The 23,427-nt window shown below is 62.2% G+C and carries 20 protein-coding genes; 13 read left to right on the forward strand and 7 right to left on the reverse strand.

What is annotated here, in order from left to right; translation table 11 throughout:
• Window positions 1-4: 4 nt before the first annotated feature.
• Complete coding sequence (locus tag GFS60_RS18765) at window positions 5-973, reverse strand: alpha/beta fold hydrolase (RefSeq protein ID WP_159923531.1); 969 nt, start codon at window positions 971-973, stop codon at window positions 5-7.
• 508 nt (window positions 974-1,481) lie between these two features.
• Between GFS60_RS18765 and GFS60_RS18770 the strand changes: the two genes are divergently transcribed.
• Together GFS60_RS18770 and GFS60_RS18775 are read left to right on the forward strand one after the other, a co-directional pair.
• On the forward strand, window positions 1,482-2,510 hold the full coding sequence (locus GFS60_RS18770) for a ferredoxin--NADP reductase (protein WP_236603200.1): 1,029 nt from the start codon (window positions 1,482-1,484) through the stop codon (window positions 2,508-2,510).
• Between the two features lie 33 nt (window positions 2,511-2,543).
• Window positions 2,544-3,155 carry a TetR/AcrR family transcriptional regulator gene (locus tag GFS60_RS18775; RefSeq protein ID WP_159923535.1) on the forward strand — a complete coding sequence of 204 codons (612 nt, stop codon included), beginning with the start codon at window positions 2,544-2,546 and terminating at the stop codon, window positions 3,153-3,155.
• A 78-nt stretch (window positions 3,156-3,233) separates the two neighbouring features.
• On the opposite strand, the gene GFS60_RS18780 is transcribed toward GFS60_RS18775, so the two are convergent.
• A complete protein-coding gene (locus tag GFS60_RS18780; RefSeq protein WP_159923537.1) occupies window positions 3,234-3,890 on the reverse strand; it encodes a TetR family transcriptional regulator in 657 nt (218 codons plus the stop codon).
• A gap of 228 nt (window positions 3,891-4,118) precedes the next feature.
• Here GFS60_RS18780 and GFS60_RS18785 point away from each other — a divergent pair, with 228 nt between their 5' ends.
• The 6 genes from GFS60_RS18785 (at window position 4,119) to GFS60_RS38640 (ending at window position 11,761) form a co-directional block, all read left to right on the forward strand.
• A complete protein-coding gene (locus tag GFS60_RS18785; RefSeq protein ID WP_159923539.1) occupies window positions 4,119-5,147 on the forward strand; it encodes a phosphotransferase family protein in 1,029 nt (342 codons plus the stop codon).
• 1 nt (window position 5,148) lies between these two features.
• Window positions 5,149-5,904, forward strand: a complete 756-nt coding sequence (locus GFS60_RS18790; protein WP_159923541.1) for an SDR family NAD(P)-dependent oxidoreductase — start codon at window positions 5,149-5,151, stop codon at window positions 5,902-5,904.
• Between the two features lie 17 nt (window positions 5,905-5,921).
• On the forward strand, window positions 5,922-7,238 hold the full coding sequence (locus tag GFS60_RS18795) for an acyl-CoA dehydrogenase family protein (RefSeq protein WP_159923543.1): 1,317 nt from the start codon (window positions 5,922-5,924) through the stop codon (window positions 7,236-7,238).
• 456 nt (window positions 7,239-7,694) lie between these two features.
• A complete protein-coding gene (locus tag GFS60_RS18800) occupies window positions 7,695-8,033 on the forward strand; it encodes a hypothetical protein (RefSeq protein WP_159923545.1) in 339 nt (112 codons plus the stop codon).
• A gap of 485 nt (window positions 8,034-8,518) precedes the next feature.
• The gene (locus tag GFS60_RS40130; protein WP_159923547.1) at window positions 8,519-10,900 is read left to right on the forward strand and encodes an AMP-binding protein; all 2,382 of its coding nucleotides are present in this window, start codon (window positions 8,519-8,521) and stop codon (window positions 10,898-10,900) included.
• A gap of 537 nt (window positions 10,901-11,437) precedes the next feature.
• Window positions 11,438-11,761, forward strand: coding sequence for an ATP-binding protein (locus GFS60_RS38640; protein ID WP_442972165.1), 324 nt, complete (start codon window positions 11,438-11,440; stop codon window positions 11,759-11,761).
• A 134-nt stretch (window positions 11,762-11,895) separates the two neighbouring features.
• Here the strand turns inward: GFS60_RS38640 and GFS60_RS18815 are convergent, their stop codons facing one another.
• The 5 genes from GFS60_RS18815 to GFS60_RS18835 all read right to left on the reverse strand — a co-directional run bounded on the left by GFS60_RS18815 (window position 11,896) and on the right by GFS60_RS18835 (window position 17,418).
• Complete coding sequence (locus GFS60_RS18815) at window positions 11,896-12,588, reverse strand: hypothetical protein (RefSeq protein ID WP_159923549.1); 693 nt, start codon at window positions 12,586-12,588, stop codon at window positions 11,896-11,898.
• Window positions 12,585-13,937: a phenylacetate--CoA ligase family protein gene (locus GFS60_RS18820; protein ID WP_236603201.1), complete on the reverse strand. Its 1,353-nt coding sequence runs from the start codon at window positions 13,935-13,937 to the stop codon at window positions 12,585-12,587. Before GFS60_RS18820 ends, GFS60_RS18815 begins: the two co-directional genes overlap by 4 nt.
• A gap of 663 nt (window positions 13,938-14,600) precedes the next feature.
• On the reverse strand, window positions 14,601-15,341 hold the full coding sequence (locus GFS60_RS18825) for an SDR family NAD(P)-dependent oxidoreductase (RefSeq protein WP_159923551.1): 741 nt from the start codon (window positions 15,339-15,341) through the stop codon (window positions 14,601-14,603).
• Window positions 15,342-15,473: 132 nt separating this feature from the next.
• Window positions 15,474-16,373, reverse strand: coding sequence for an SDR family NAD(P)-dependent oxidoreductase (locus GFS60_RS18830; protein WP_159923553.1), 900 nt, complete (start codon window positions 16,371-16,373; stop codon window positions 15,474-15,476).
• 127 nt (window positions 16,374-16,500) lie between these two features.
• Entirely contained in the window at window positions 16,501-17,418 is a 918-nt protein-coding gene (locus GFS60_RS18835) for an NmrA family NAD(P)-binding protein (RefSeq protein WP_159923555.1), read from the reverse strand.
• A gap of 462 nt (window positions 17,419-17,880) precedes the next feature.
• Between GFS60_RS18835 and GFS60_RS18840 the strand changes: the two genes are divergently transcribed.
• The 5 genes from GFS60_RS18840 to GFS60_RS18860 all read left to right on the forward strand — a co-directional run bounded on the left by GFS60_RS18840 (window position 17,881) and on the right by GFS60_RS18860 (window position 23,386).
• Complete coding sequence (locus tag GFS60_RS18840) at window positions 17,881-19,020, forward strand: acyl-CoA dehydrogenase family protein (RefSeq protein WP_159923557.1); 1,140 nt, start codon at window positions 17,881-17,883, stop codon at window positions 19,018-19,020.
• Between the two features lie 154 nt (window positions 19,021-19,174).
• Window positions 19,175-19,759, forward strand: coding sequence for a TetR/AcrR family transcriptional regulator C-terminal domain-containing protein (locus GFS60_RS18845; protein ID WP_236603202.1), 585 nt, complete (start codon window positions 19,175-19,177; stop codon window positions 19,757-19,759).
• A gap of 510 nt (window positions 19,760-20,269) precedes the next feature.
• Complete coding sequence (locus tag GFS60_RS18850; RefSeq protein WP_159923559.1) at window positions 20,270-21,430, forward strand: thiolase family protein; 1,161 nt, start codon at window positions 20,270-20,272, stop codon at window positions 21,428-21,430.
• Between the two features lie 14 nt (window positions 21,431-21,444).
• Window positions 21,445-21,831 carry a Zn-ribbon domain-containing OB-fold protein gene (locus GFS60_RS18855; protein WP_250776999.1) on the forward strand — a complete coding sequence of 129 codons (387 nt, stop codon included), beginning with the start codon at window positions 21,445-21,447 and terminating at the stop codon, window positions 21,829-21,831.
• 1 nt (window position 21,832) lies between these two features.
• A complete protein-coding gene (locus tag GFS60_RS18860) occupies window positions 21,833-23,386 on the forward strand; it encodes an AMP-binding protein (RefSeq protein ID WP_159923563.1) in 1,554 nt (517 codons plus the stop codon).
• Window positions 23,387-23,427 lie beyond the last annotated feature (41 nt).

The raw sequence follows: 23,427 nt of genomic DNA on the forward strand, positions 1-23,427 counted from the left end.
AGAATCATCGTTCTTGCACCGACCGCTCGTTCGTGGATCCGGCAAGTAGTTGTTCCGCGAAGGACAGCACGCGCAAATGGTACGAGCGCGCACCGAATCCCAGGGACAGATTGTGTCCCGAGCCCGGAACCGTGAACAGCTCCGATCCGGGACGCCGTAGGATCTCTGCGGCCCGCGTGAAAACCTCTGTGGCGGATGCCATGGTGGATTCGAGTTCGGCCACCGCGAACTGCACCGGAACATGCGCTTCCGAGAGTAGCTCCGCCAGCAATTCGGGCGCGTTCGCCGCATCCGCCATCTCGCCGGACGGCACCCGGGAGACGACCTCGTGGAGATGCTCGCGCAGCTGAGACGGGTAACTTCCCTCCGGTCCGAGCCAGTCATCCGGGTCGCGCGGGGCGCCCGGTGGCCGCCGGATGGTCGTTCCGCTGGCGTCGACGGTGGCATGCATGGCGCGCTGCTCCGCGGTGTACACCAGTGGTGCGCCGCCGACGGCGACGCCGAGCAGTCGGATGTCTCCGGGTCCCCGCTCGATGTGACGGGCGAGTTGAAGTGCGGTGATGGCTCCCAGTGAGTGGCCGACGAGAATCACGGGGGCGCCGGCGGCGAGCCGAGCTGCCACTGCTCGCAGCAGCCCGGCCTGCGCAGCGAGGTCCAGTCGGCGTTCCTGGAGGCCGGTCGATGCCCCGTACCCGGGGCGATCCAGCGAGACCGCGCGCCAACCGGTGGCGGCGGCGAGCGCGAGGAGGGAAGATTCCGGGCACACCGGGGAGTGGAAGTACGCCGCACCGGATCCACCGCCGTGCAGGGCGACGAGCAGCCCGCGAGGTGACACCGCCGGCTCGGCGGTGATTCCGGAGAGCGTGCCGTACGCCGTGTCGATTCGAATCGGTCGTGGCGGGCCGCCGACGCCACCCGAGGAGGCGAGGCCAATGTCACGGGCGCCCATGTCATGGTCGGTGAAGAACGACACGCGAATTACCATACCATGGTGGACTAAATTGCAATAGTAGATGAAAGTTATTCGCAGTCATGTGATTCCATGAGGTGGCGCACGGCGTGCCGGACCGGCTGGTCGGGTGTCCGCCCTCGCCGGAAGGGGTGTTGGGATGCGTTTGCACACCGACGACGTCGCGGTCCTGACCGGCGCAGCCAGCGGCACCCACCGTCGCGCGGTTAGGTTCGGTCCTGGATCCGGCCGCGGTCGCCGAGATGGTTCTCGCAGGCATAGAGGCGGACCTGCTGCGCATCGTGACCGATCGTGACGGTGCGTCTCTGGTTCGTCGCCGCCTCACCTCGATCGCGGCGGACTTGCCGGACTGACTCGGAAATGCGGAGACGCTGGGGTCCATGGACATCCACTCACCGATTCTCCTGTGCCTGAACGATACTCGGCTGCCTCTACTTCTAGGAAATACCAGACCATGCTGGTATGCTTTGTGTGAGTCCGGATGAGTGCGGAGAATCGCTAGGAGATGGCCATGAGCGGGACAGCAAAGTCCCTGCGGTTGCGGGTCGCAGATGTCGTGCACGAGACGCCGGATGCGGTGTCGATCCTGTTCGAGGAGGGTGGTCAGGCCCTCGACTATCGCCCGGGTCAGTTCCTGGTGTTGCGAGTGCCCAGCGAGCGGACGGGCTCGGTTGCCAGGTGCTATTCGCTCGCCAGTTCGCCCCACCGTGACGAGCCTGCCCGGGTGATCGTCAAGCGCACGCCCGCCGGCTATGCGTCGAACTGGTTGTGCGACAACATAACAAGCGGAGACGAGCTGGACGTACTTCTCCCGTCTGGTGTATTCACTCCGAATTCGCTGGATGCGAACCTGCTATTGTTCGCGGCGGGCAGCGGAATCACACCGATCCTGTCGATCGCGAAGTCCGTACTCAGCGTGGGCGGCGGCGCCGTCGATCTCTTCTATGCGAACAGGGACGAGTTGTCGATCATCGCGGCCAATGAGTTGCGATCGCTCGAGGCCGAGTTTCCCGAGCGCCTCATGGTGCACCACTGGCTGGAATCCGTTCAAGGGTTGCCTCGATCACACACGCTGGCCCGAATCGCACAGTCGTTCCCAGACCGGGAGGCGTACACCTGTGGCCCGGGCCCCTTCATGGAGGCAGTTCGTGCGGCCTGGACTGCGGCGGGGCGCGACCGGGCCTCTCTACACCTCGAGGTGTTCATCTCCCTCAGCGGAGACCCATTCGAGGAATCTGTGACCGTCGGGGAGATCGATGGTGGCGAGATGGTGCCACTCGAAGTGAGCGTCGACGGCGAGACCCACGACCTGCAGTGGCCAAAAGGCGTCACGTTGGTCGACTTCCTGCTTGCACGCGGCATCGAGGTCCCCTACCTCTGCCGCGACGGCGAGTGCGGAACCTGTCTGGCTACCTGTTCGTCGGGGCAGGTGACGATGGCGGGTAACAATCTGCTGGAGCCGGAAGACGTCGCGAACGGTGATGTGCTGGCCTGTCAGTTGGTGTGCGCCGGGGATGAACCCGTCAAGGTTGTATTCTGACGCGGCGCTGGAGGGACTCGACTCGGAGGTGCGATGACAGGCGAAGTGGGGGCACGGGAGGCCGTCGTGCACCCCCGTGTGGGACGGCCGCGTGACTCGTCGCTGGAGGAGCGACTGCTGCGGGCGGCTCGCGAGGAGTTGACGGACCGAGGTGTCGCCGGCTTCAGCATGCGTAGCGTGGCGAAACGGGCCGGCGTCGCGCGATCGAGTCTGCTGCTGCGCTGGACCGAGGCGGAGGCGCTGATCGTCGACGCGATCGACGCGATCGTCCTGCCGGAGATTCCAGAATTGCCCGGCACTCTCCGGGGGGACCTGCTGGTGCTGCTGGGCGCTATCGCCGATCAGATGGGGACCGAGACGATGGACCTCCAGATGCGGGTGATGGCTGATGCGAGCTCGAACCCCGAATTGCTGGCTCGTTTCCAGGAGCGGTTGCTGCACCCCACTGCGCGGCGGTTCGCGGAGGTCCTTCAGGCGGCGGTCGACCGTGGTGAACTCGCGGCCGACGTCGATCGGGCACTCTTGGCGGACAGCCTGGTCGGGATTGTGTACATACGGACAATGGCCTCGCCGAAGCGCAGGCCGCCGGGTCCGCATGCGCGACGAACTCTGATCGACCGGATGCTTCGGATGGTCCAGCGCTGAGCCGGATTACGCGCCGGGCGAGTTAGGCGTCCAGCGGTCAGATCCGCCCGAGGCGGGGCAATCACGCGCGGGGCGCGCTCAATCGGTCAAACCGAGCAGATCGATGGCGGCAGCCACGATCGTGCTGGGGTCATCCTCGCCGGTGGAGCGCGCCCAGCAATTCCACCCAGTTGCGGCCGCGGCGGACACGGCCGCGGCCAGAACGGTTGGCTGCAGGTCTGAGGCAGCGACATCCATTCGTCGGGCCAGCTCAGCGACCACCGAGGTGTCGGTGATCGTCTCGCCCAGGTCCTTGGCCCAGATGGCGGTCGTGGTCGCTAGGAGCCGTTCGAGTGCGTGGACCTTGGGCCGTTCGCTCTCGGGAACGTGCGAGCTCTCGAGGTAGGCGCCGCGCAGGGCAACGAGTGGGGATTCGTCGCTCGGCCGCGCCTCGAACAACCGCAGAAACCTCGCTGAGAGCGAGTGGCGATATCGACGTAGTACTGCCTCTTTGGACGGGAAGTATCGAAAGAACGTCCGCTCTGACATCCCAGCGGCGGCGGCCACCTCTTCGACGGACACCGCGTCGTAACCGCGGTCGAGGAAGAGGTGCAAGGCGATCCGGGCCAGATCATCCTGTACCCACTGTCGGCGGAGCGCGCGCAAGTTCTGCGGCATCGACTGATCGGCATGCGAGCCGTCGGGTCGAAAGCCGGCGGCGGACTGCAGATCGGACGTCAGGTCATCGCGCTGCATTGTCCTCGTCACTTCCCTTCGCGGTTGCTGGGCGGCAAGTCGCAAGTCTGTCATTGATCGTCGGCGGGGAGGACCGGCGAATCACTTGACTCGATGTCATACACACAATAATGTCAGCCTCTGTCAACTTGTGTCAGTCACTGTCATCGGCTGGCAGTCACTGTCAAATAGAACCTTTCTGGAGGTCCGGTGTCGGCTTCGAGTGGAACCACTGAGGACGCGGTCGTGATGGATGATCCCCAACTCGACCTGGCGGCCCTATCCGCCTGGGCGGGCGATGCGCTGGGCGTTGCGTCCGAGCCCATCAGCGCGACTCGGATCGGCGCGGCGACCGGCATCGCCAATGCGCTGTACGAACTGCGGCGCGGCAACGATGTCTTCGTTCTCCGTCGTCCGCCCGCGGTGCTGAATGACAAGAGCGCGGGCGACACGGTCCGGGAGTGGCGAATCCTCCAGGCTCTGGAGGGCACGCCAGTTCCGCACCCCACGCCGCGGCTGCTCTGCGAGGACGCCAAAGTCATAGGTGCCCCGTTCATGATCATGGACAAAGTCGACGGCTTCACGCCGGGATACGAGCTGGCCGAGCCGTTCCATTCGGATCCGAGCTTGCGGCGTGGTCTCGCCGAGGCATATGTCGACGGTCTGGTCGAACTGGCCGCGGTCGACTGGCGGGAGCGAGGCCTGGAGGGACTGGGCAAGCCGGAAGGATTCTTGGAACGGCAGGTGTCGCGCTGGCTCGCGCAGCTGGATCGGTACCGCACGCGAGACCTGCCCGAACTGGACTTCGTCACGGACTGGCTCGAGTGCAATCGGCCGACCATGAGTCCCGCCGCGATTTTGCACGGCGACTACAGCCCTTTCAATGTGATGGTCGCGCCCGAACCGCCGGCCCGACTGGCGGCGATCATCGACTGGGACACGGGCACCATCGGCGATCCACTGCTCGACATCGGTCATCTTCTGGCTCGCTGGACAAACCCCGGCGAGGAGCCGGTCCTCACTTTGCAGGCCGGCGGTGTCGATCACTATCCCACTCGCGCCGAGCTGGCAGCCCGTTACGCGGAGCGCTCCGGCCGGGATCTGTCGGCTCTGCCGTACTACCAGTGCCTGGCGCTGTTCAAGCTCGCGGTCATCCTCGAGGGTCGCGTCGCCCGGGCGGTGGCGAACGGGGTTCCCGACAAGGACAACACCATGGCGCCGCTCGTGGAGCGCCTCATGGTTGCCGCGGCGGAGTTCGCCCGCGAAGAAAGGATCTGAGATGAATGAGTTGGCGGGGAAGGTTGCGATTGTCACCGGCGGCAGCCGGGGGATCGGCCGTGCGATCGTCGAGGGGTTCGCCGCCGCAGGCGCGGATGTCGTGATCGCCAGTCGAAAGTTCGACGCATGTGCAATCGCGGCTGAGCAGATCGCCGAAAAATTCGGAGTCCGCGCACTTCCGGTCGCTTACCAAGCCGCGAATTGGGAGGAATCCGACCACCTCGCCGAGACGATCGACCGCGAGTTCGGTCGGTGTGACGTGCTCGTCAACAACGCGGGCATGACCCCGCGCTATCCGGATCTTCTGTCCATCGACGAGTCCTACTACGACAAGGTCGCCGGGGTGAACCTCAAGGGTCCGTTCCGGCTGTCGGTTCTGCTGGCCGAGCAGATGAAGGCAGGCGGCGGTGGCTCGATCATCAATATCAGCACTATTGGAACGCTCCGGCCCGGAACCGACGAGCTGGTCTATGCCTGTGCGAAGGCCGGACTAAACGCGCTGACCGTCGGTCTCTCGGGTGCATACGGGCCCACAGTCCGAGTTAATGCCCTGCTCCCGGGGCCGGTTGCCACCGACATTTCGGCCGGGTGGAGCGATGAGCTTCGCGCCCGCGCGGTCGACGGGATGCCGCTGGCTCGGATGGGCACCCCGGAGGACTTCGTAGGACCGGCCCTCTGGCTGGCCACACCGGCATCGGCCTTCGTTACCGGCACCCTGATTCGGGTCGACGGCGGCCTTTACCGACAGAACCCCTGACAAGGAGTAGTGCAAGTATGTGGAATTTCAGCACGGAACCTGAGTTCGAAGAGCAGTTGGAGTGGATGCGGCGTTTCGTGGTTGAGGAGGTCGCCCCTCTCGACCTGCTGTGGCCGCACGATCACCATCGGACGCCTCCGAAGTGGCTCAAAGATGTCATCGACCCGCTCAAGGACGAGGTCCGCAAGCGTGGGCTGTGGGCCTGTCACCTGGGCCCGGAGCTGGGCGGCCAGGGTTTTGGGCAGGTGAAGCTCAGCCTGATGAACGAGATCCTCGCCCCGTACCAGTGGGCACCGACCATTTTCGGGGTGCAGGGGCCGGACACCGGCAATGCTGAAGTCATCGCGCACTACGGCACCCAGGAGCAGAAGGACCAATACCTACAGCCGCTCCTCGATGGCGAGCTGTTCTCCGCCTTCTCGATGACCGAGCCGCAGGGTGGTTCGGATCCCACAGGCTTCCGCTGCCGGGCAGAGCGAGACGGCGACGGCTGGGTAATCAACGGCGAGAAGTTCTTCACCTCGAACTCCGAGGAAGCCGCCTTCCTCGTGCTGCTGGCCGTGACGGATCCCGAGGCATCGACCTACAAGCGCATGTCGATGTTCCTCGTCCCGCGGGATACCCCGGGAATCGAGACGGTTCGCCGCACGCAGTTCATGGGTGAAGCCCAAGACGCGATGGATCACGCACTCGTTCGCTACACGAACGTCCGGGTTCCCGCTGAGGGCCTGCTCGGTGACCCCGGCCAGGGCTTCGAGATTGCACAGACCCGTCTCTCGGGTGGTCGCATCCACCACGCCATGCGTGGTGTCGGCCAGGCACGCTACGCCTTCGACATGGGCTGCGAGCGAGTGCTGAGCCGAATCAGCCGTGGCTCCCAACTGGGGGACTTCCAACTGGTGCAGCAGGCGATCATGGAAAGCTACGCCCAGATCGAACAGTTCCGGCTGTTCGTCCTTCGGACCGCATGGATGATCGACCAGGGGCATGGCTACAGCAAGGACATCCGACGCGACATCGCCGTCGCAAAGGTGCTGTCTGCCCGTGTGGTGCGCGATGTAGTCGAGCGGGCGATGCACCTGCACGGCGCGCTGGGAGTCTCCAACGAAATGCCATTCGGTGAGTTGTGGGCTCTGGCGGCTGCGTACGGAATTTGGGACGGCCCCACCGAGGTGCACACGATTACAGCGGCTCGCCTGATTCTTCGGGACCATGAGCCGGCGCCGGGCGACTACCCGACCGAGTGGTTGCCTGCGCGGGTCGAGGCTGCGCGTGCCAAGCACGCCACGGCACTCGCGGCGCAGGCTGCCACCGAGGCCGAGGTACACGCGTAAGGGTCTTGAAAGAGCAATTCGCGCATTCCGACACCGGACCCAGCCGGGGTAAGTGTTGTCGGGCCACCGCCTGAAAGCCTGTTGGCCCGACAGCATTGGAGTGTTTTCAGTTATGGGGTCCTCCGATGTCAGTATTGATGCGCGCAGACAATGTCGTGCGTGTCCCGATGTACGTGGGTTCGGCAGATGACGATTTGCGAGTAGCGTCGGATGCCAGGCGCTGAACTAAGTGGCGGTCCATTGTCGAGAAGGCCTGCGGGAAACTCTCCGCATCAACGAGTGCGAGCCGGACTCGAGGATCCTAGCCGTGGTTGCGGAGCATCTAGTGCGTCGTGGGATGAGAACCTTGACTGCCACGGTGAAAACGACAGGCGTCCCCCAGGCATAGTCCTCGCTGGGATAAGACCTCCACGAGTTAGCAGACTTCTTCAGTCACGATCAGAGGGGTGAAATCCCGTGAACTCTCGTGAGTATCGCCAATTGCGTCAGAGGCGTCGAGCCGCTTTGCTCGCGGCCAACCGCACACGCAATCACCGTGACATCGAAGCGGAGCGCCTCATCGAGTTCGCCATCAAGTGGGCGCCGTACGGGGGGGCGACCGAGGAGGAAATCCTTGTGCAGTTCGGAATGACGCGGTGTCGATTTATTGAGCGATTGTGGCAGGTTGTCCCTGAGTCGAACTGCGTCGACGACGAAATGAGCTGTTTGGCGAGCGCGTACCCTACCGACAAGCAGAGTTCCTCCTTCGTTCCCCCAGCAGTCGGCGATCTCTTTCATGGGCAACAAAATAGCTGACGATCCGACAGGTCCCGCGAACTTGCGAGTGGCACCAGAGGAAGAAGAATCAGGTAGAAAGACGTGTGGCACAGCCGTATCGACACTGACATTCTCGATTCTGCGCTCCTCTGGGATCCGCTTGGCGGGCCAGCCCCGGAAGGCAATGCAATGGCATTCTCCATAGAGATGAGCGAGTCGAAGCAGAGACTCCGAGGTGCTGCGAGGCTCCCGTTAGCCCACCTTCGAAAATGGACCGCCTCTCCGCCGCACATCTATAGGCCGTCGGCGCATGCAGTGCGCGCGCAAGATTCCGCAACGTCACCACACGAGGTGACCGGCTTGTCGGTGACAACTCGACCGTTGAATGCCTTACCCCACGCCGCACTAAGAGCACAGCGAGCTCCGGCACTCCTTGCTGCAGTGGCTGGCAGGGGTGCCGGCCCGCTTCGAGTCCAGGCTGCCACGGATCCCCGCACCCATATCGAGGAAGGAGCGGAATCTTGATGGACACCGACGTCCTGACCCGTTTCGACGGCAACCGGGCAGCGATCATCGTCGAACCGGACTTGCACGTGGTGACGTTCGCCGAGCTGGAGGCACGGTCGAACCAGATTGCGCACTACCTCCGCGAAGCAGGTCTACGTCCGGGCGATCGCATTGGCATCATGTCCGAGAACTCGGCTGAGTACCTCGAGATCGCGTGGGGAGCCCAGCGTGCGGGGCTCTACTACGTCGGGATCAACACCCATCTAACCGCCCCAGAGGTGTCCTACTTGGTCGGCGACAGCGGTGTGCACGTGCTTTTTGTGTCTGCTCGCTTCGTGGACCTGGCTGAGAATGTCCTCACCGCCCCAAACCTGCAGCCACGCCGGATCGTTATCGGTGACCGCTGCGAGGACTGGGAGTGCTATGCGGACATACTGACTAGCTACCCGACGACAACGATCGATGACGAGTGCGAGGGTGACTTCCTTCTGTACTCCTCGGGCACGACCGGACAACCCAAGGGGATCAAACGCCCGCTACCAGGCGGACCGATGGGCACCTATTCCGATCTGCCCGGCCGGTGGCTGCGGGAAACGCTCGGATTCAATCCTGGCGACGTCTACCTTTCTCCTGCGCCGCTCTATCACGCTGCGCCGCTGGCGTGGTCGATGTCGACCCATCGCAGCGGCGGCACGGCAGTAATTTTGCGCAACTTCGATCCAGAGCTCTCGCTCCGGACCTTGGAGAAACACCAGGTGACCCATAGCCAATGGGTGCCGACCATGTTTGTCCGCATGCTCAAACTGCCCGAAAAGGTGCGCACAGGTTATGACCTCTCCAGCCTGCGCCATGTGATCCACGGAGCAGCGCCGTGCCCGGTCGAGGTGAAACACCGAATGATCGAGTGGCTCGGCCCGATCCTCTACGAGTTCTACTCCAGCACGGAGGGCATGGGTGCAACCGCGATCACTTCTGAACAGTGGCTGCTCAAGCCCGGGTCTGTCGGGCTTCCGGTGATGGGAACGCCCTACATCAAGGACGAGGACGGCAATACGCTCCCAGCGGGTGAAGTCGGCACGATCTGGTTCACTGGTTGTGAGCAGTTCGAGTACCACGGAGACCCGTTGAAGACTGCAGCCAGTCGCGACTCGAGTGGTGGTGTCACGGTAGGCGACCTCGGATATTTGGATGAGGATGGTTATCTGTTTCTCAGCGATCGTCGCCCGCATCTGATCATCTCCGGTGGTGTGAACATCTATCCACAAGAGATCGAGGACGCACTCGTGCTGCATCCGCGGATTCTCGATGTCGGCGTCATCGGACTTCCCGACCAGGAGATGGGTGAACGTTTGGTCGCGGTCGTTCAACCGGTCTCGAAGGACGATGTCGAGGGGTTAGCCGAGGATCTCCGTGCCTACGTCAGGGAACGGTTGGCCGGGTTCAAGGTCCCCCGCGAGTTTCGGATCGTCGACGAACTGCCGCGGACACCAACTGGGAAGCTACGCAAGCATGAGTTGAGGGACCAAGTAATCGCCCCTGAACTCGCTGGCGGCACCGTACTGACCCAGTGGCCCAGGACCTTCGACGGAATCCGAGTAGACGTCACCGACCGTGTCGCCACACTGACACTGGACCGCGAAAAGCACCGCAACGCCTGGACCATTCCCATGGTCCGAGCTTTCAGTGATGCCCTCCGCCGCTGTGCTCACGACGATGAAATTCGAGTCGTGGTTCTCACCGGGGCTGGCGACTCGTTCTCCGTAGGCGCTGACCTTGCGGCGGGACTAGAACCCTCTTCTGACACGGCGACGAACCCGTCAGATGTACTCCAGAACCTTTTCACACCACGTGATCTCGACAAGCCAGTCATTGCAGCGATCAACGGCGATGCGATCGGAATGGGAGTCACGCTCAGCCTCCTGTGCGACATTCGCATCGTCGCCATCGATGCGCGCCTGGCAATCCCGATGACCCGCCTCGGGGTCATTCCGGAACTGGGCTCCCACTGGACTCTTCCACGGATCGCGGGCCTGGCAGTCGCCTCAGATCTACTCCTGACGGGTAGACGCTTTTCCGGCGCGGAGGCCGAACGCCTGGGAGTATGCAGTCACGCGGTACCCAGGGGCGAGGTGCTCGAGAGGGCTCTGGAAACGGCCAAGGACATAGCGAACCACACAGCACCTCGTGCTGTCGGGCTCGCCAAGCGACTCATGCTCGATAGTCTGGAGACCTCGTATGGGCCGTCGTTCGCGCGAGAGTCCGACCTGTTTGTCGCCCTCGCGCGCGAGCCAGATGCGACGGAAGGGGTGAACGCGTTCCTCGAGAAGCGTGCGCCGCGCTGGACTGGGAGCGTCAACCGCCCGTTGCCGCAGGTGGGCCTCTCGGACTTCTCGGAGTAGTTCGAGAAACCCGGTTTGGACACCATCTGGCGCGACGCGAGAGCGCGGCGCCGCGTAGGCCACCCGTAGTGGTCCTGCATCAAGGGCGAGGTCGTGGCGAACGTGGTGATGAACCGTCTCGGGTTTCTTGCCGCTCTTATATCGGTGATAGCTCCGGTTCTGGAGCCGACAGATGAGCGTAGTACGCCGCCTAGAACTCATCCGGAGGGGTATATCCGAGCCGACAGTGCCCGACGACTGCGTGTGAACCAGTGAACCCACTCCATCGCGGTGTACTCGACGTCCTCCAGACATTTGTAGGGACCCGGATGGAACGGGTTGTCCGCCGGGAATGGGCGCGGACGTGTTACACCGCGCCCATTCCCGGCGGGACCACCCACCAGCACGACATCGAGCGAGGTCGAACCGTCGGCTGCAACGGCCTCAAACGGTCATCGACCTGTCCATCTGCGCGGACGCCTGGCTGTCCTCAAACTTAATGACGCTGCCGAAGCCCTACCGGGCGTCCTCGACCGCGCCCACTAGGACAACCTGTCGATGAGCGCGACCCTGGAGGAGTCGCTCTCGAACCTGCCGCTGATCGGCCCAACGGGGGTCGGCAAGATGCACCTGGCGGTCGGGCTGGCGCGGGCCGCGGTGCACGCCAGCCGCCGCACCTACATCCCCCACGGCGGCCAACCTCGCCGCCCGCTACCACCGGGCGCGGCGGCATCCGCGCTGTTTCAGGTGGTTACTTGGGCGGTATGTGAAGACATCGATCATCATGACGACAAACCGCAGTGGCATGTGGGCACTTTTTCACCGAGCATGTCTGAGCACTTTGTCGAGCGTCGTCATCGCCACCGCCGAGTCGGAGCGTAGACACGATTTCCGTAGAAGAACCACACACTCGAGGCGTCTTCAACCGGCCCACGACATCGAACAATCCACCGCGCCGGTGGGCGGAGAACCCGACGTGGGCACCGCCGCGCCCACTCACGGTTCCGGAGTCGAGGTCAGGACAGCTGAACCAGGGTTCCGCCTTCCTTGGTCGCGGTGACCGTAGCGCGGACCCCTGTAGGCACATCCACCAGGCCGGTCCTCCGCTGCGTCGTAGCGGAGACGATCAGTTCTCCGTCCCGGGAGCAAAACTCCCACTCGTTCCCGTTGACCTGCAAGTCATCGTTGTCGGGCAACCCGAGCCCCACAGCAGGACCCAGCAGTGCGAATGGCAAAGACTGAACTCCCGCGGCTGACAGCTGCCGATTGGCCTCGGGCCTAGCCCATATCAGCCGGGTGTCGGAGAACACCCTCTGAAGGTCGGGCCTACTGTCCGTGATCGCAGCCAGGGTCTCTGGCCACAGTCCGAACACGACCGTGATGGGAAGTCTGTCGAGGATCGCAAGGAAACGGCGGGAGTCCCAACTATGCTGCTCCGCTGGAACGTACGTCGCGCCGATCTCGCGAAAGGCGCGGATGAACGGGCTGGTCCACGGAAGTTCGTGGTTGGGCGTTGTGCACAGGATGTAGTCATCCGAGGTGACGCCCGCGCGCCTCAGAAGTCGCAGAGCCCACTGGAAGTCTCGCTCAGAGTCATCCCAGCCCAACTCGTATTCGTATGGCTCGCCGCCGAAATCAGTAACGACTATGCCGTAAATGGGGGCTGCGGGGACTTTGCGGATCGCCTCAACCATTGAACGCCGACTCACTGCTTCACCACTCTCGGGAACTTGGCCACACTTGAACTGAACTTAAGAATCTCGTCGACAGTCATCAAAGTGACGTCCACTCCAACCCGGAGCTTCTGCTCGAGGAGAGAAATAACCCGCGCACCCAGGTCGTCAATATCAGCGGTTCGCTCCGGTGCATAACCGACGCGCAGCTCGAGTCGATCCATCTTCGATGCATACTGCACGATCTGGAACATCCCGTCGCTGGTTTCGCTCAGGGTTTCGATGGCTGCCCAGATGTCGCTGACAACGACGGCTCGTCCGTCAATTATAGTCTGGTCGCCCATTCGCCCGATTACCCACATCCGAGCATGGTGGCGGCCGAGCGACGATTCCATCTTGGTTCTGCGGACGAGATCACCTGACCGAAATCTGATGTATGGCGCGACTCGATTGTCGAAATCAGTCGTCACCAGTTCACCAATTTCGTCGTCCCCGACCTCATGGTGAGTCACAGGGTCGATCACCTCAGGAAGAATCGTGTCCTCCCAGAGGTAGAACCCGTCCTGATCCGTGCCTTCCCACGCCAGACCACAATCGCCGGCGCTCGTGAACGTGGCGATCTGCACACCCCAGTCCTCAGTGATCTTTCGCCGGAGTACTGCGCCGAGTGGCTGACCGGAGAAGGACACGTACTTGAGCGACGACAGCATCTCCCGCAGGTCGTAGCGATCCTCGAGAGCTTCGAACTCGAGAATCAGAGGCATCGGCAGCAGCATGTACGCCACGTTGTGGCGCTTGATCACGTTCAGGACCCGTTCACCGTTCCCGATCCATGTGTCCACAAAGATCGGAACCAGACCCATGGCGTTGTAGAGCGTGTCCCAGTAGTTCTTGAATGTCCCCGCCGGGACGATAATGCGATCGCCGGGTCGCAATCCCCACTCCCACTGGTCACGAAGGCACGCAGCCGGGATGGGTGGAATCTCGTCCCAGATCTCCGCCACCGGCTCAGCCTCGCCCGTCGTACCCGAAGTTGTGATGACAGAAGTAAGTTCAGAAGGATTGACGCACAGGAGCCCGCCGAACGGATCACCAGTGCGTGCGCGAAACGCGCGAATGTCGTCTTTCGTCATCAGGGGCACCTTCTCGACGAAGTCGCGAACGGATTTTATGTCGTCCGGTGTGATGCCACTAGCCCCCCAAAACTCGCGGTAGAAGGCTGAACGATCCCAGGCATACTGGACCAACTCCAGAATCTGCTGTTCCTGGTTCGATTCAATCGCAGCACGAGACGCCAGCTCTACCGCTGGCTCCAGCAGTGCGTCGCTTCCATGCCGCCGAACGCTCACCCTGCCTTCGATGAGTGGGCTACGTTGTGCTGTCAAGATCAACTCCGTCCGTGGGTGCTTAAAGGTCGCGCGCTTCGTCCAACGCACGCGGAGCGGCAACCCCAAACGTAGCGTAGTGTGACGCAAGCAACGATTCAATAAGCTTAAGTATCTATCGGATAACGGGTTCGGGCGACCCCCTCGAACGTTGTTCGGAGTGCTGGAAAACCGGTCCCATCGGGTCTTGTAGCCCCCAATGGGACCTCGTGCAGCACCCGAGATCGACTGTTGGGCGGTCAGTTTCTTAAACTGATCACTGAGAGTCAGTTACCACGCCGCTGCGAAACGGGCCGCCGGTCCGTGGTGAAACCTATCGGGACTCCGAACATCTACGGTGATCAGAATCTGTTTAATTCTCCTTGTCTCCCCGCCCAGGAGTATGATCGCGCGCCCATATCTGCGGATGGTATGGGAAATTGCGTTGAGCGGGGAGCGGGCCAGGTCCCACTTACCCATGTCATGCTTGTGCCGACGGCAAGCACGAACGCGAAGCGAAGGGAGTCGGCGACCAGGAAGCGCCTCCTGCCCGGTACTTTCGACAGGCCGGGCCCGGTGTGCACTCAGCGGATGGGCGTGGGGCCGGACGTGCACGGGCTTTCGGTCGCGACATGGGTCCTCGGCGGCTTCATGGTGAGGCGTTCGAGGTCAGGGTGACCACATCTAACCAGCTGTACGACCGCCGTCGATCAAATAGCACTGCCCGATGATGTGGGTCGATTCGTCCGACGCGAGAAAGAGGGCCAGCGAGGCGACTTCCTCCGGCCGACCCAGTCGCTTCTCCGGTGAACGGGATTGAAGCTCTTCCATAAGCTCGTCTGAGATGCCGTCGAGTATGGGTGTCTGGATGGTCCCAGGGGCGATCGCGTTCACGCGGATTCCCTTGTCTGCGTACTCGTACCCGGCTTGCCTCGTCATCATCACCACACCGCCCTTCGAGATGACGTATCCGGAGGACCCTGGGGTGGCTCGAAATCCGGCGGTCGATGCGGTGTTTACGACCGTTCCACCGCCGCTATCGAGCATGAGGCGGATTCCCGCCTGAAGCACCATGAAAGCACCGCGGACGTTTACAGCGTGCGCTCTATCGAATGCTTCGATCGGGTATTCGTGAAGCGGCACTCCGCTCAAGCCGCCGATGCCGGCGTTGTTCGCCAAGATGTCGAGGCCCCCGAATCGCTTTCGGGCCTCCTCTTCCAGGCGTTGAACCTGTTCGTGGTCGCTTACATCGCACAAGATGGGACTGATCGCGTTCGACTGCGATGCAGTTTCTTTGACACCATCGCTAATGTCAGCCGCGAGAACCTCAGCGCCTTCTGCCGCGAATCGCAACGCGATGGCGCGTCCGATACCAGAACCGGCACCAGTAACGATCGCAGACTTTCCTGCGAGTCGACCTCCCATGTCGAGCTCCCTTCATTTTCAGGATGGCGTCAGGATTGATAGATGTGGACGCCTAACGGCGAGGACCTGCCGAAGCGGTTCGGCAGGTCTGTCGACTGAAGTTGCCGGAGCAGGATTAGTCGACTTCACGGATCAGCGAGTCGCGTCTGCCCCTGTTCGCCTTCGAGCCTTTTCTACTGCTTCGGTAGATTCTCGCGAACTGGGATACGCGCTCTGTGCCGCCGTGTCAGTTACTTCGGGCCAATGTTCAAGAATCGACTCGGGTGTCTGGTCGCGGTCGTAATAACCTACGTTTGTGAAAGGAGTGACCATGCCAACCCGACCCGACCCTACGTCGAAATTGGCGCCCGTCGTGGGGCACTGCTCACTGCACAGCAGGGCAACGAGAGGGGACACTAGGCTGGTGGGTGACTCCATTCGCATCTTTTCCGCCCATTCTTCACTCACGTAAGACTCGGCCATTGGCGTAAACGCGGTTGGGCAAATGGAATTAACCATGATTCCGAAGGGCTTGCCGTCGAGTGCAGCCGAACGCATCATGCCGAATATCCCGCCTTTAGTGGCCGAATAACTGATGGAGTTATTCCCGCCCAGCAGACCGTGGCCTGAAGTGGTCATTACGATTCGCCCATACTCCCGGGCGGCCATGATCGGCCACACCGCTCGGGTCACGTAGAATGTGCCGTCCAGTCCGACTTTGCGCACCAACTCGTACTCGTCGATTTCTACATCCAGAAAGCTGGAATACCGACCAATAGCGGCATTATTGACAAGGATGTCGACGCCTCCGCATTGCTCTTCGGTGAAATCGACCAAGCCTTTGGCTCCCGTTGGTGTCGAGATATCGTGGTCGCTAGCGATAGATAATCCGCCGGCGCTTCGAATGGCGTCTGCAGCTTCGCCGGAGTTCGTCACGTCGTTGACGACCACTATCGCACCACGTGCGGCCAGTATTTCCGCATAGGATCGTCCCAACCCTCGGCCGGCGCCGGTAACGATCGCAACGCGGCCGCTGAAATTGATGTTTCGCAACGGTCTCTCCCTAAGAGGCTCTGCATGTGGGTCAAGATAGAATCGCCCGGGAGTGGACCACTCGACCCGATGGCGTGTAATAGCGGAATGTTGTAGCTTCCCCGCGGTTTACAGACTTCCGAGGAGATCACTGGTGTGAAGAAAGCCAATCTCGGAAGCTTGTGTCGATATCGATCCCGTATGCGGCAGCGTGTTCAGGTCGCGCTGGGTAGCCGACAGCGTCGAGCCAAATTTGCATGCCGGACCAGTACCTGTGGCCCAACCGCTCCTCGATTTCCTCTGGAGACGCCGAACACGCCTTGGTTCGAACCCCTGTTACATCGCCGTAGGTGTCGGCAATCTCCGCAAAGCTCAGTGCGGTGGAGGAAAGCTCGATTTCCGCCTTTGCAAAGCGGGCGGGGTCGGCGACAACAGCGGCAGCTGCTTTGCCGAAGTCGTCACCCGAGACCATCGCCAGGGTCGTGCCGGTATCACAGGCTAGGACGATCTCGCCACGGCTCAGGAAGGGAAACATGTGAGCCACTTTGGGCGCCACGAAGTTTTCCATGAAGAATGCTGGCTTCAGTATGGTCCAGACTGGGAACCCGGCGCTGCGTACGGCGTCCTCGACGGCCTCTTTACTGTCCCAGTAGGCATCTGTCCCACCAGAATTTGCTTCCGGATGAGACTTTCGCCAGCCCGTTCCGGAAACTGAACTGTGTACAAAGTGCGCGACATTCGAGTCTCTCGCAGCCGTAATCAGGTTGTTCGCTTGATCTCGCTCGGAGGTTGGGTTGGCTGGACTCGGGGCGAGCTGGACTGAAAAGACGGAGTCGTGTCCCGCACATGCTGCCCGAAGCGAGGAGCTGTCCTCGAGGTCGCCCTTAATCAGACGTATTCCGGACTTCTCGAGCTCCACGGCAGCCTCGGAACCAGGTTCGCGGACAAGAGCTGACACGGAAGCGCCCTCGCGGCTGAGATTACGAGCAACGGACCCGCCCTGCATCCCGGTTGCGCCGGTCACAAGGACCGACCGATTCTTAAGGTCACTAAGATCTACTGTCACAATGACTCCTTCATGATTTGGCTGTGCCGCAATCTTGGCGTCTCCGGAACCTGCCTCCTGAGTGAGCCATGATTTCCTGACTCGGCGCCGTCTTCCCTAACAGTAGTTCGTCACGCCGGTCAAATGAGCCCTCCTTGGGCAGATGTTTCCTCCGTGGTGACGGCCGCGGGTATAGCGTGAACCTAGATACTTTACAGCGTAACGTAAAGGGTTCATTCTGTGAAGGTACCGTCCGAGACCCCTCCTGGAGAGCTGATGACGCACACGACTGCCACCGCGGTGATGACATCTGAACAGCGCGCCGACTACCTCGATCGACTCGATGTCGAGACATTGTCGGCGCTGATGCGCTCCACGTGGACCTTGGACGATCGCGCTCTGCGGCGACAGCTCAGCAAGATCCTGGTCGGTCTCGCTGCGGTCCGCGAACTACGCACTGGAATCGTCGACGGCCCGGTTCCCGTGATCGAAGCCGCAGAGTGCGGTGTACTGGCGACCGCTGGCGAGTTCATCGCCGAGGTCCTCGGTCCTCGCCTGCTTGCAGATGCCGGGAACCCGTTTCGTGGTCCGTTCTTGCCGCTGGTGTCGGCGACGGGTGGACTGGTCTATCAGGCAGAGCAGGCGCTGAATGCGATCTCTGTTGAAGTCACAGGTCATGTGATCGAGCGCAACGAGTCTCTGTCGACTATCCTGCCCGAAACTGCGTGGTCTGAGAATTCCTCGTCTGCAAGGGGGCTCGCGCAGGTCGCATACTCAGCCGGCTTCACACTGTCGTCGACCGACTACTTCGCTTCGGCAGGGCTTGCCGCCCAGGCGTACTCCTTGGTGTCCGCATCCAACGGCGATTATGCCGATCTCGGAAAGGCAACTCTGGCTGTGGCTGAGGAGTCCGGGTCGTGGGACCCAGCGCTCGTTCGCGCCCGAGCGTCTTCAGGTGGCGATTCCTGGAGGGTCTCCGGTGAGAAATGGTTTGTCCCCAGTGCCCTGGGGTCAGACACGATCCTCACGATCGCACGCACGGTTGATGGCCCGTCCTTGTACCTCGTCGAATCCTCAGCCCAGGGAGTGAGCATCAATTCGCTCACCACACTTGATGCTGATCGGCCTTTGGCTCGGGTCGGATTCGACGATACGCCCGCGGTGATGATCGGCAGGGAAGGTGCTGTCGGACAGGTCATGAACAGTATCGTGGACCGGGCGACAACCGCCCTGGCTGCCGAGCAGGTGGGCCTGGTGGATCGTGGCCTGAAGACGTTGTCGCAGTTGCCTCCGTCGTGTGGTGACAGCGAAGCATGGCGCCGGTACACCCGCGAGATTGCGGCGATGGAGGTTCTGCGATGGAGTGCAACTGCTCTGTTGCTCCGAGCGATTAAGCTCCAGGGAGACAACAGGAGCGGTCAGAGCTCAGTTGCTTCCGCGATGGCGCACATCGGGTGTTCTTCGGCGGCTCGTCGTGTGTTCCGCCGGCTTCATACGGCCGGCTCCAGCGAGTTCGACCCAGCGGTCGCCCAAGCAATCGGCCTGCGCGTTCAGACGACAGACCTGCTTCTCGGGGGCCCGACAGCGGCGCACGAGAGGCTCCTTGAACGCCTCGGAATCTAATGCGTGTGGTGATGGCGGCACAGGCCTGTACTCGTCGTCCCCCGGGTGCGGGCGGGACGGTGAGTACACTATCGCTGTGAATTCGAACGAGCGTTCATCTTCCTCGCGCGCTACGAAGGACGCGGTTCGGCGCGGCAAAGGACGGCCGCCGTCGTTGACCGAGGATCAGATCGTCGATGCAGCCCTGACGATCATTCGAGCGGACGGGCTCGATGCGCTCTCGATGCGGCGCCTGTCTCGTGAGCTCGGACGCTCCCAGATGGCTGCTTACTCTCATGTTACCGACAAGCAGGAGCTTCTTGACCTCGTCGCTCGGCGAACCCTCGAGGAGGTTCGCATCCCCACTGCGGACGATGGGCCGTGGGACACTCGGCTCCGGCTGCTGATCGAGAGGAGCGATGCGCAGCTGCGCCGACATCCTGGGATCGCCAGCCTTCTACTCCAGCGCATGTTGTACTCCGATTGGAGGTTGGTCGACGCGCTGATGGCGATCCTGCTGGAGGCGGGGTTGGAAAAGAGGCAGGTCGTTCTGACGTACGCGATGATCCACACTTATCTGTTCGGGCGTTACCAGGTGGCGTTGGACGTCGTGCCTCAACCCGAAGACCAGGTGGGGGTACCGTCTGCGTTGGCGCAGATCATGCCGTACCTCGATGAGTTGCGGGGCGCCGACTACTTCAGTTTTGGTATCGATACTTTGATTGAGGGAATCCGAGCCCGCGCTGGTAAGCCCAGCTGAATGCGGAGACCGACCGCGCAGGAGGATCCTCTCAAACGCCTCGCACATCCGATGCGAGGCGGCAATCGAGTGAATGCCACCAGCACCTGATGGGCCGGCATGTGTGAACCGAGGCCTTCCTGATCCCAGGAATCGCGATGACCTCGACGCAGGGGGACGAAGCCAAGCGCGATGTCCTAAAAGGTTTGCCGTGCCCACCGTGCCCCTTGCCGGATACGGTACTCGGCCGCGGCTGGTGGGAGGTACTGCTGCGGTCATGCCGGGCTCCCGGCAGCTTGATCGACATCGGCTGTGGGCTACCGGTGGGTCCGGCCCGCGGGGTAACTCATCTTGGGTCTCCGGCTGTGTGAGCTGCGAAAACTCGCTTTCTACTTTACACTGTAAGGTGACGTGGTGCACACTTACATCAGTTAAAGTATCTATCTATATGGGTTCGACCGGTTTGGAACGCCGGGTGGGCCAGTTGGTGAAGGTCAGTTATCACCTTCGCCGAGATCTGGAGGAACACTGATGCCGCTACAAGACGTCGCCGTGGTGGGGATCTATGCCACTGAGCAGTCTCGGGCACTTCCGCACCGCACGTCGCTGGAACTTGCACAAGAAGCTGTCTTCGGTGCGATCGCGGACGCGGGCCTGAAGCCATCAGACGTCGACGGAGTCGCCGCGGAATGGCCGGGTGCGGGGGGTCGTCCGGGGGAGGGCTCTTTGTGGGCTCGCGCCCTCGGTGGCTCCGTTCGGTGGATCGCCGATTCGCTGCTCGACACGTCCGGCGTGCGGGGTGTCCTCAAGGCGGCCGCAGCGATCAACGCCGGCCTGTGTGACGTCGCGGTGGTCGGCGGAGGCATGGCGGGGATGTTCGGGCCGGGCGCAACCGTCAGCGCAGGAGTCGAGCCGGGGGAGTTCACCGACGTCTGGGGGGCCTATGTCGTCCCTCTCTTCGCCCTGGTTGCGGCCGAGCACATGCATCGTTTCGGAACCACGTCCGAGCAGCTCGCTAGTGTGTCCGCGACAATCCGGAACAATGGTCACACGAACCCGGAGGCGATCATGTTCGGACGGGGACCGTACACCGTTGACGATGTTCTGGCCTCGCCCATGGTGGCTTCGCCCTTGCACCGGCTCGACGTGTGCCTCTCCGGCGAAGGAGGTGCCGCAGTCGTGCTGACATCGATGGCACGTGCACGGGATCTTCCACACATACCGGTGTCTGTACTTGGTGGGTCCATGGAAGCCATCGGGGGACCGTATTTCACGCCTCCCTCCTACGGTGCGGTAGGCAGGCTGGGCGCCGCCGCCGCCGAGCGTGCCTTCGCCATCGCCGACCGGAGCCGTGATGACGTCGACGTCCTGAGTCTCTACGACCCGAATTCGTTTGAGATCATTCGGCAGCTCGAGGTGCTGGGGTACTGCCCTGAGGGTGAGGGAGGCCGCTACGTGACCTCCGAGTCGATCGGAATCGTCGGACCTCGTCCGGTAAATCCCGACGGAGGATGCCTCTCGTATGCTTGGAATGGCACTCAACAGATGACACTGAAAGTGATCGAGTGTGTGCGGCAGATCAGGGGTACCGCGGTGCATCAAGTTCAGGGCGTCGAGACCGCACTGGCAGCGAACGCTGGTTCGGCTGCCGGTCACTACGAGCTCGCACTCCTCGGAAAGGGACCGCGTTGAGAAGCCTTGCTGCAGTGCCTTCCGCTTGGTCGTCCGAGTTCTGGGAAGCCGCGCGGGACCACCGCTTCGTGACACCACGATGCAACCGGACCGGTCGGTACTTCTTCCCACCCGAACGATGTGTACCCGGAACGGACTCGACGGACTGGTCCTACGTCGAATGCCGTGGTGTTGGGACGATTACCACATTCACTGTGGTGCACAGACCTCTTTCCGCCGACCTCGAAACGCCATATGTCCTTGGCGTCGTCACAGGCGACGAAGGCTGGACGTACCTCACCAATATTGTCGGGTGCCCACCAGAAGCCATCAGTATTGGCACGCGGGTGCGAGTTGTCTTCCACGACGTCGAGGGCGCGTCGCTTCCGATGTTTACGCCCGTCGAGCTCATAGGAGCGTGACATGGTCTATCAACCGACGATCTCCGATATCTGCCGGGAGAACAGTCACAGTTATCCCGCGACCGCGGCTGTTGTCGACGGGGCCACCAGATTCACCTGGCAGCAGTTCGATCTCCGGGTCGATCGTGTGGCACACGTGCTGGCGCAGTCGGGTGTCTCGCACGGCGACCGCATTCTCTGGTTGGCGCAGGGGTCGTTCCGTTTCCTCGAGTTGTTGACCGCCGCCGGGCGGTTGGGAGCAATGATCTGCCCCGTGAACTGGCGTCAGCCGGCTGAAGAGATGGCGTTCGTCATCAACGATCTCGAGCCGTCAGTTGTCTTTTGGCAAGAGGAAGAGATCGGCGATGCAGTACAGGCCGCCCGGCAGACTGCGCAGTTCGACGCGATCTGGATTCAACACGACGGCGCCGGGCCGGACGACTATGAGGCGAGAGTCGCTGCAGCGCTGTCAATTCAACCTCCGAATGCAGATGTCAGCCCCGACGATGCACTGCTGGTGATCTACACCGCCGCAACCACTGAGCGCCCGCGCGGTTCGATGCTGAGCCATCGCAACCTCATCTCCATGGCACTGCTGACCGGTGAGGTTACGGGCGCCGCTCACGATTCGATATTCCTGAACTCGGGTCCGCTGTTCCATACCGCCAACTTCCAACTCGAATCTCTGCCGGTATACGTGCGGGGCGGGACCAACGTCTACACACCCCGTGTCGATGCCGCCAACGTCCTGCAAATCATCGCCGATGAGAAAGTGACCTCCGCCTTCCTCATGCCGCCCACCATTGCGGAGATCAAGCAACTCAACATGGAGGCCCGACTCGACATCTCCACGCTGAGAGCGGGTGCGTTCGGATCGATGTGGGGTGACGACCTGCCTGCCGATACATCACGATGGGGACAGCGCCCGGGCGGCTACGGACAGACAGAGCTGACCGGCTTGGCCCTCCTGAAAGCAATCGGACCGGATTGCATCGGCAATGCGGGTAGACCGTTCCCGGGGACACAAGTGAAAATTGTGGACCCTGCAGGGGCGGTGGTACCGGACGGCGAGATGGGGGAGATCGCGATTCGTGGGGACACCGTCCACAGCGGGTACTGGAACCGCTCGGAGACGAATGCTGCGCGGTTCCTCGACGGTGGATGGTGGCGAACGACAGATGCCGGCCGGCGGGAATCCGACGGATCCGTGTCATTTCTGGGCACGATGGTCCGGGTAATCAAGTCCGCGGCCGAGAACATCTACCCACCGGAGGTCGAGGGTTGTCTGAAGACCCATCCCGCCGTGAAGACAGCCGCAATCATCGGCGTGCCCGACCCTGTTTTCATTCAGTCCGTCAAGGCGATCGTTGTTTTGGAGAGCGGTGAGACGGTAACTGAAGGCGAGCTGCGGGAGTACTGCAGGACACGCATAGCCTCCTACAAGAAACCCAAGTTTGTAGAGTTTGTCGACTCGATCCCGACGGTCGGCGGCGCCATCGACTACGACTCGCTCGATGCCACCTTTGGAGGCGGCGGTTACCCGGGTGAGTCCGACATTACGAAGGCCAAGGTCTGATCTCCGGCTCACCTGTTGATCGGTTGGTCATCCCTGAACCG

Source organism: Rhodococcus sp. WAY2 (genome assembly GCF_009859915.1).
Taxonomy (GTDB): domain Bacteria; phylum Actinomycetota; class Actinomycetes; order Mycobacteriales; family Mycobacteriaceae; genus Rhodococcus_F; species Rhodococcus_F oxybenzonivorans.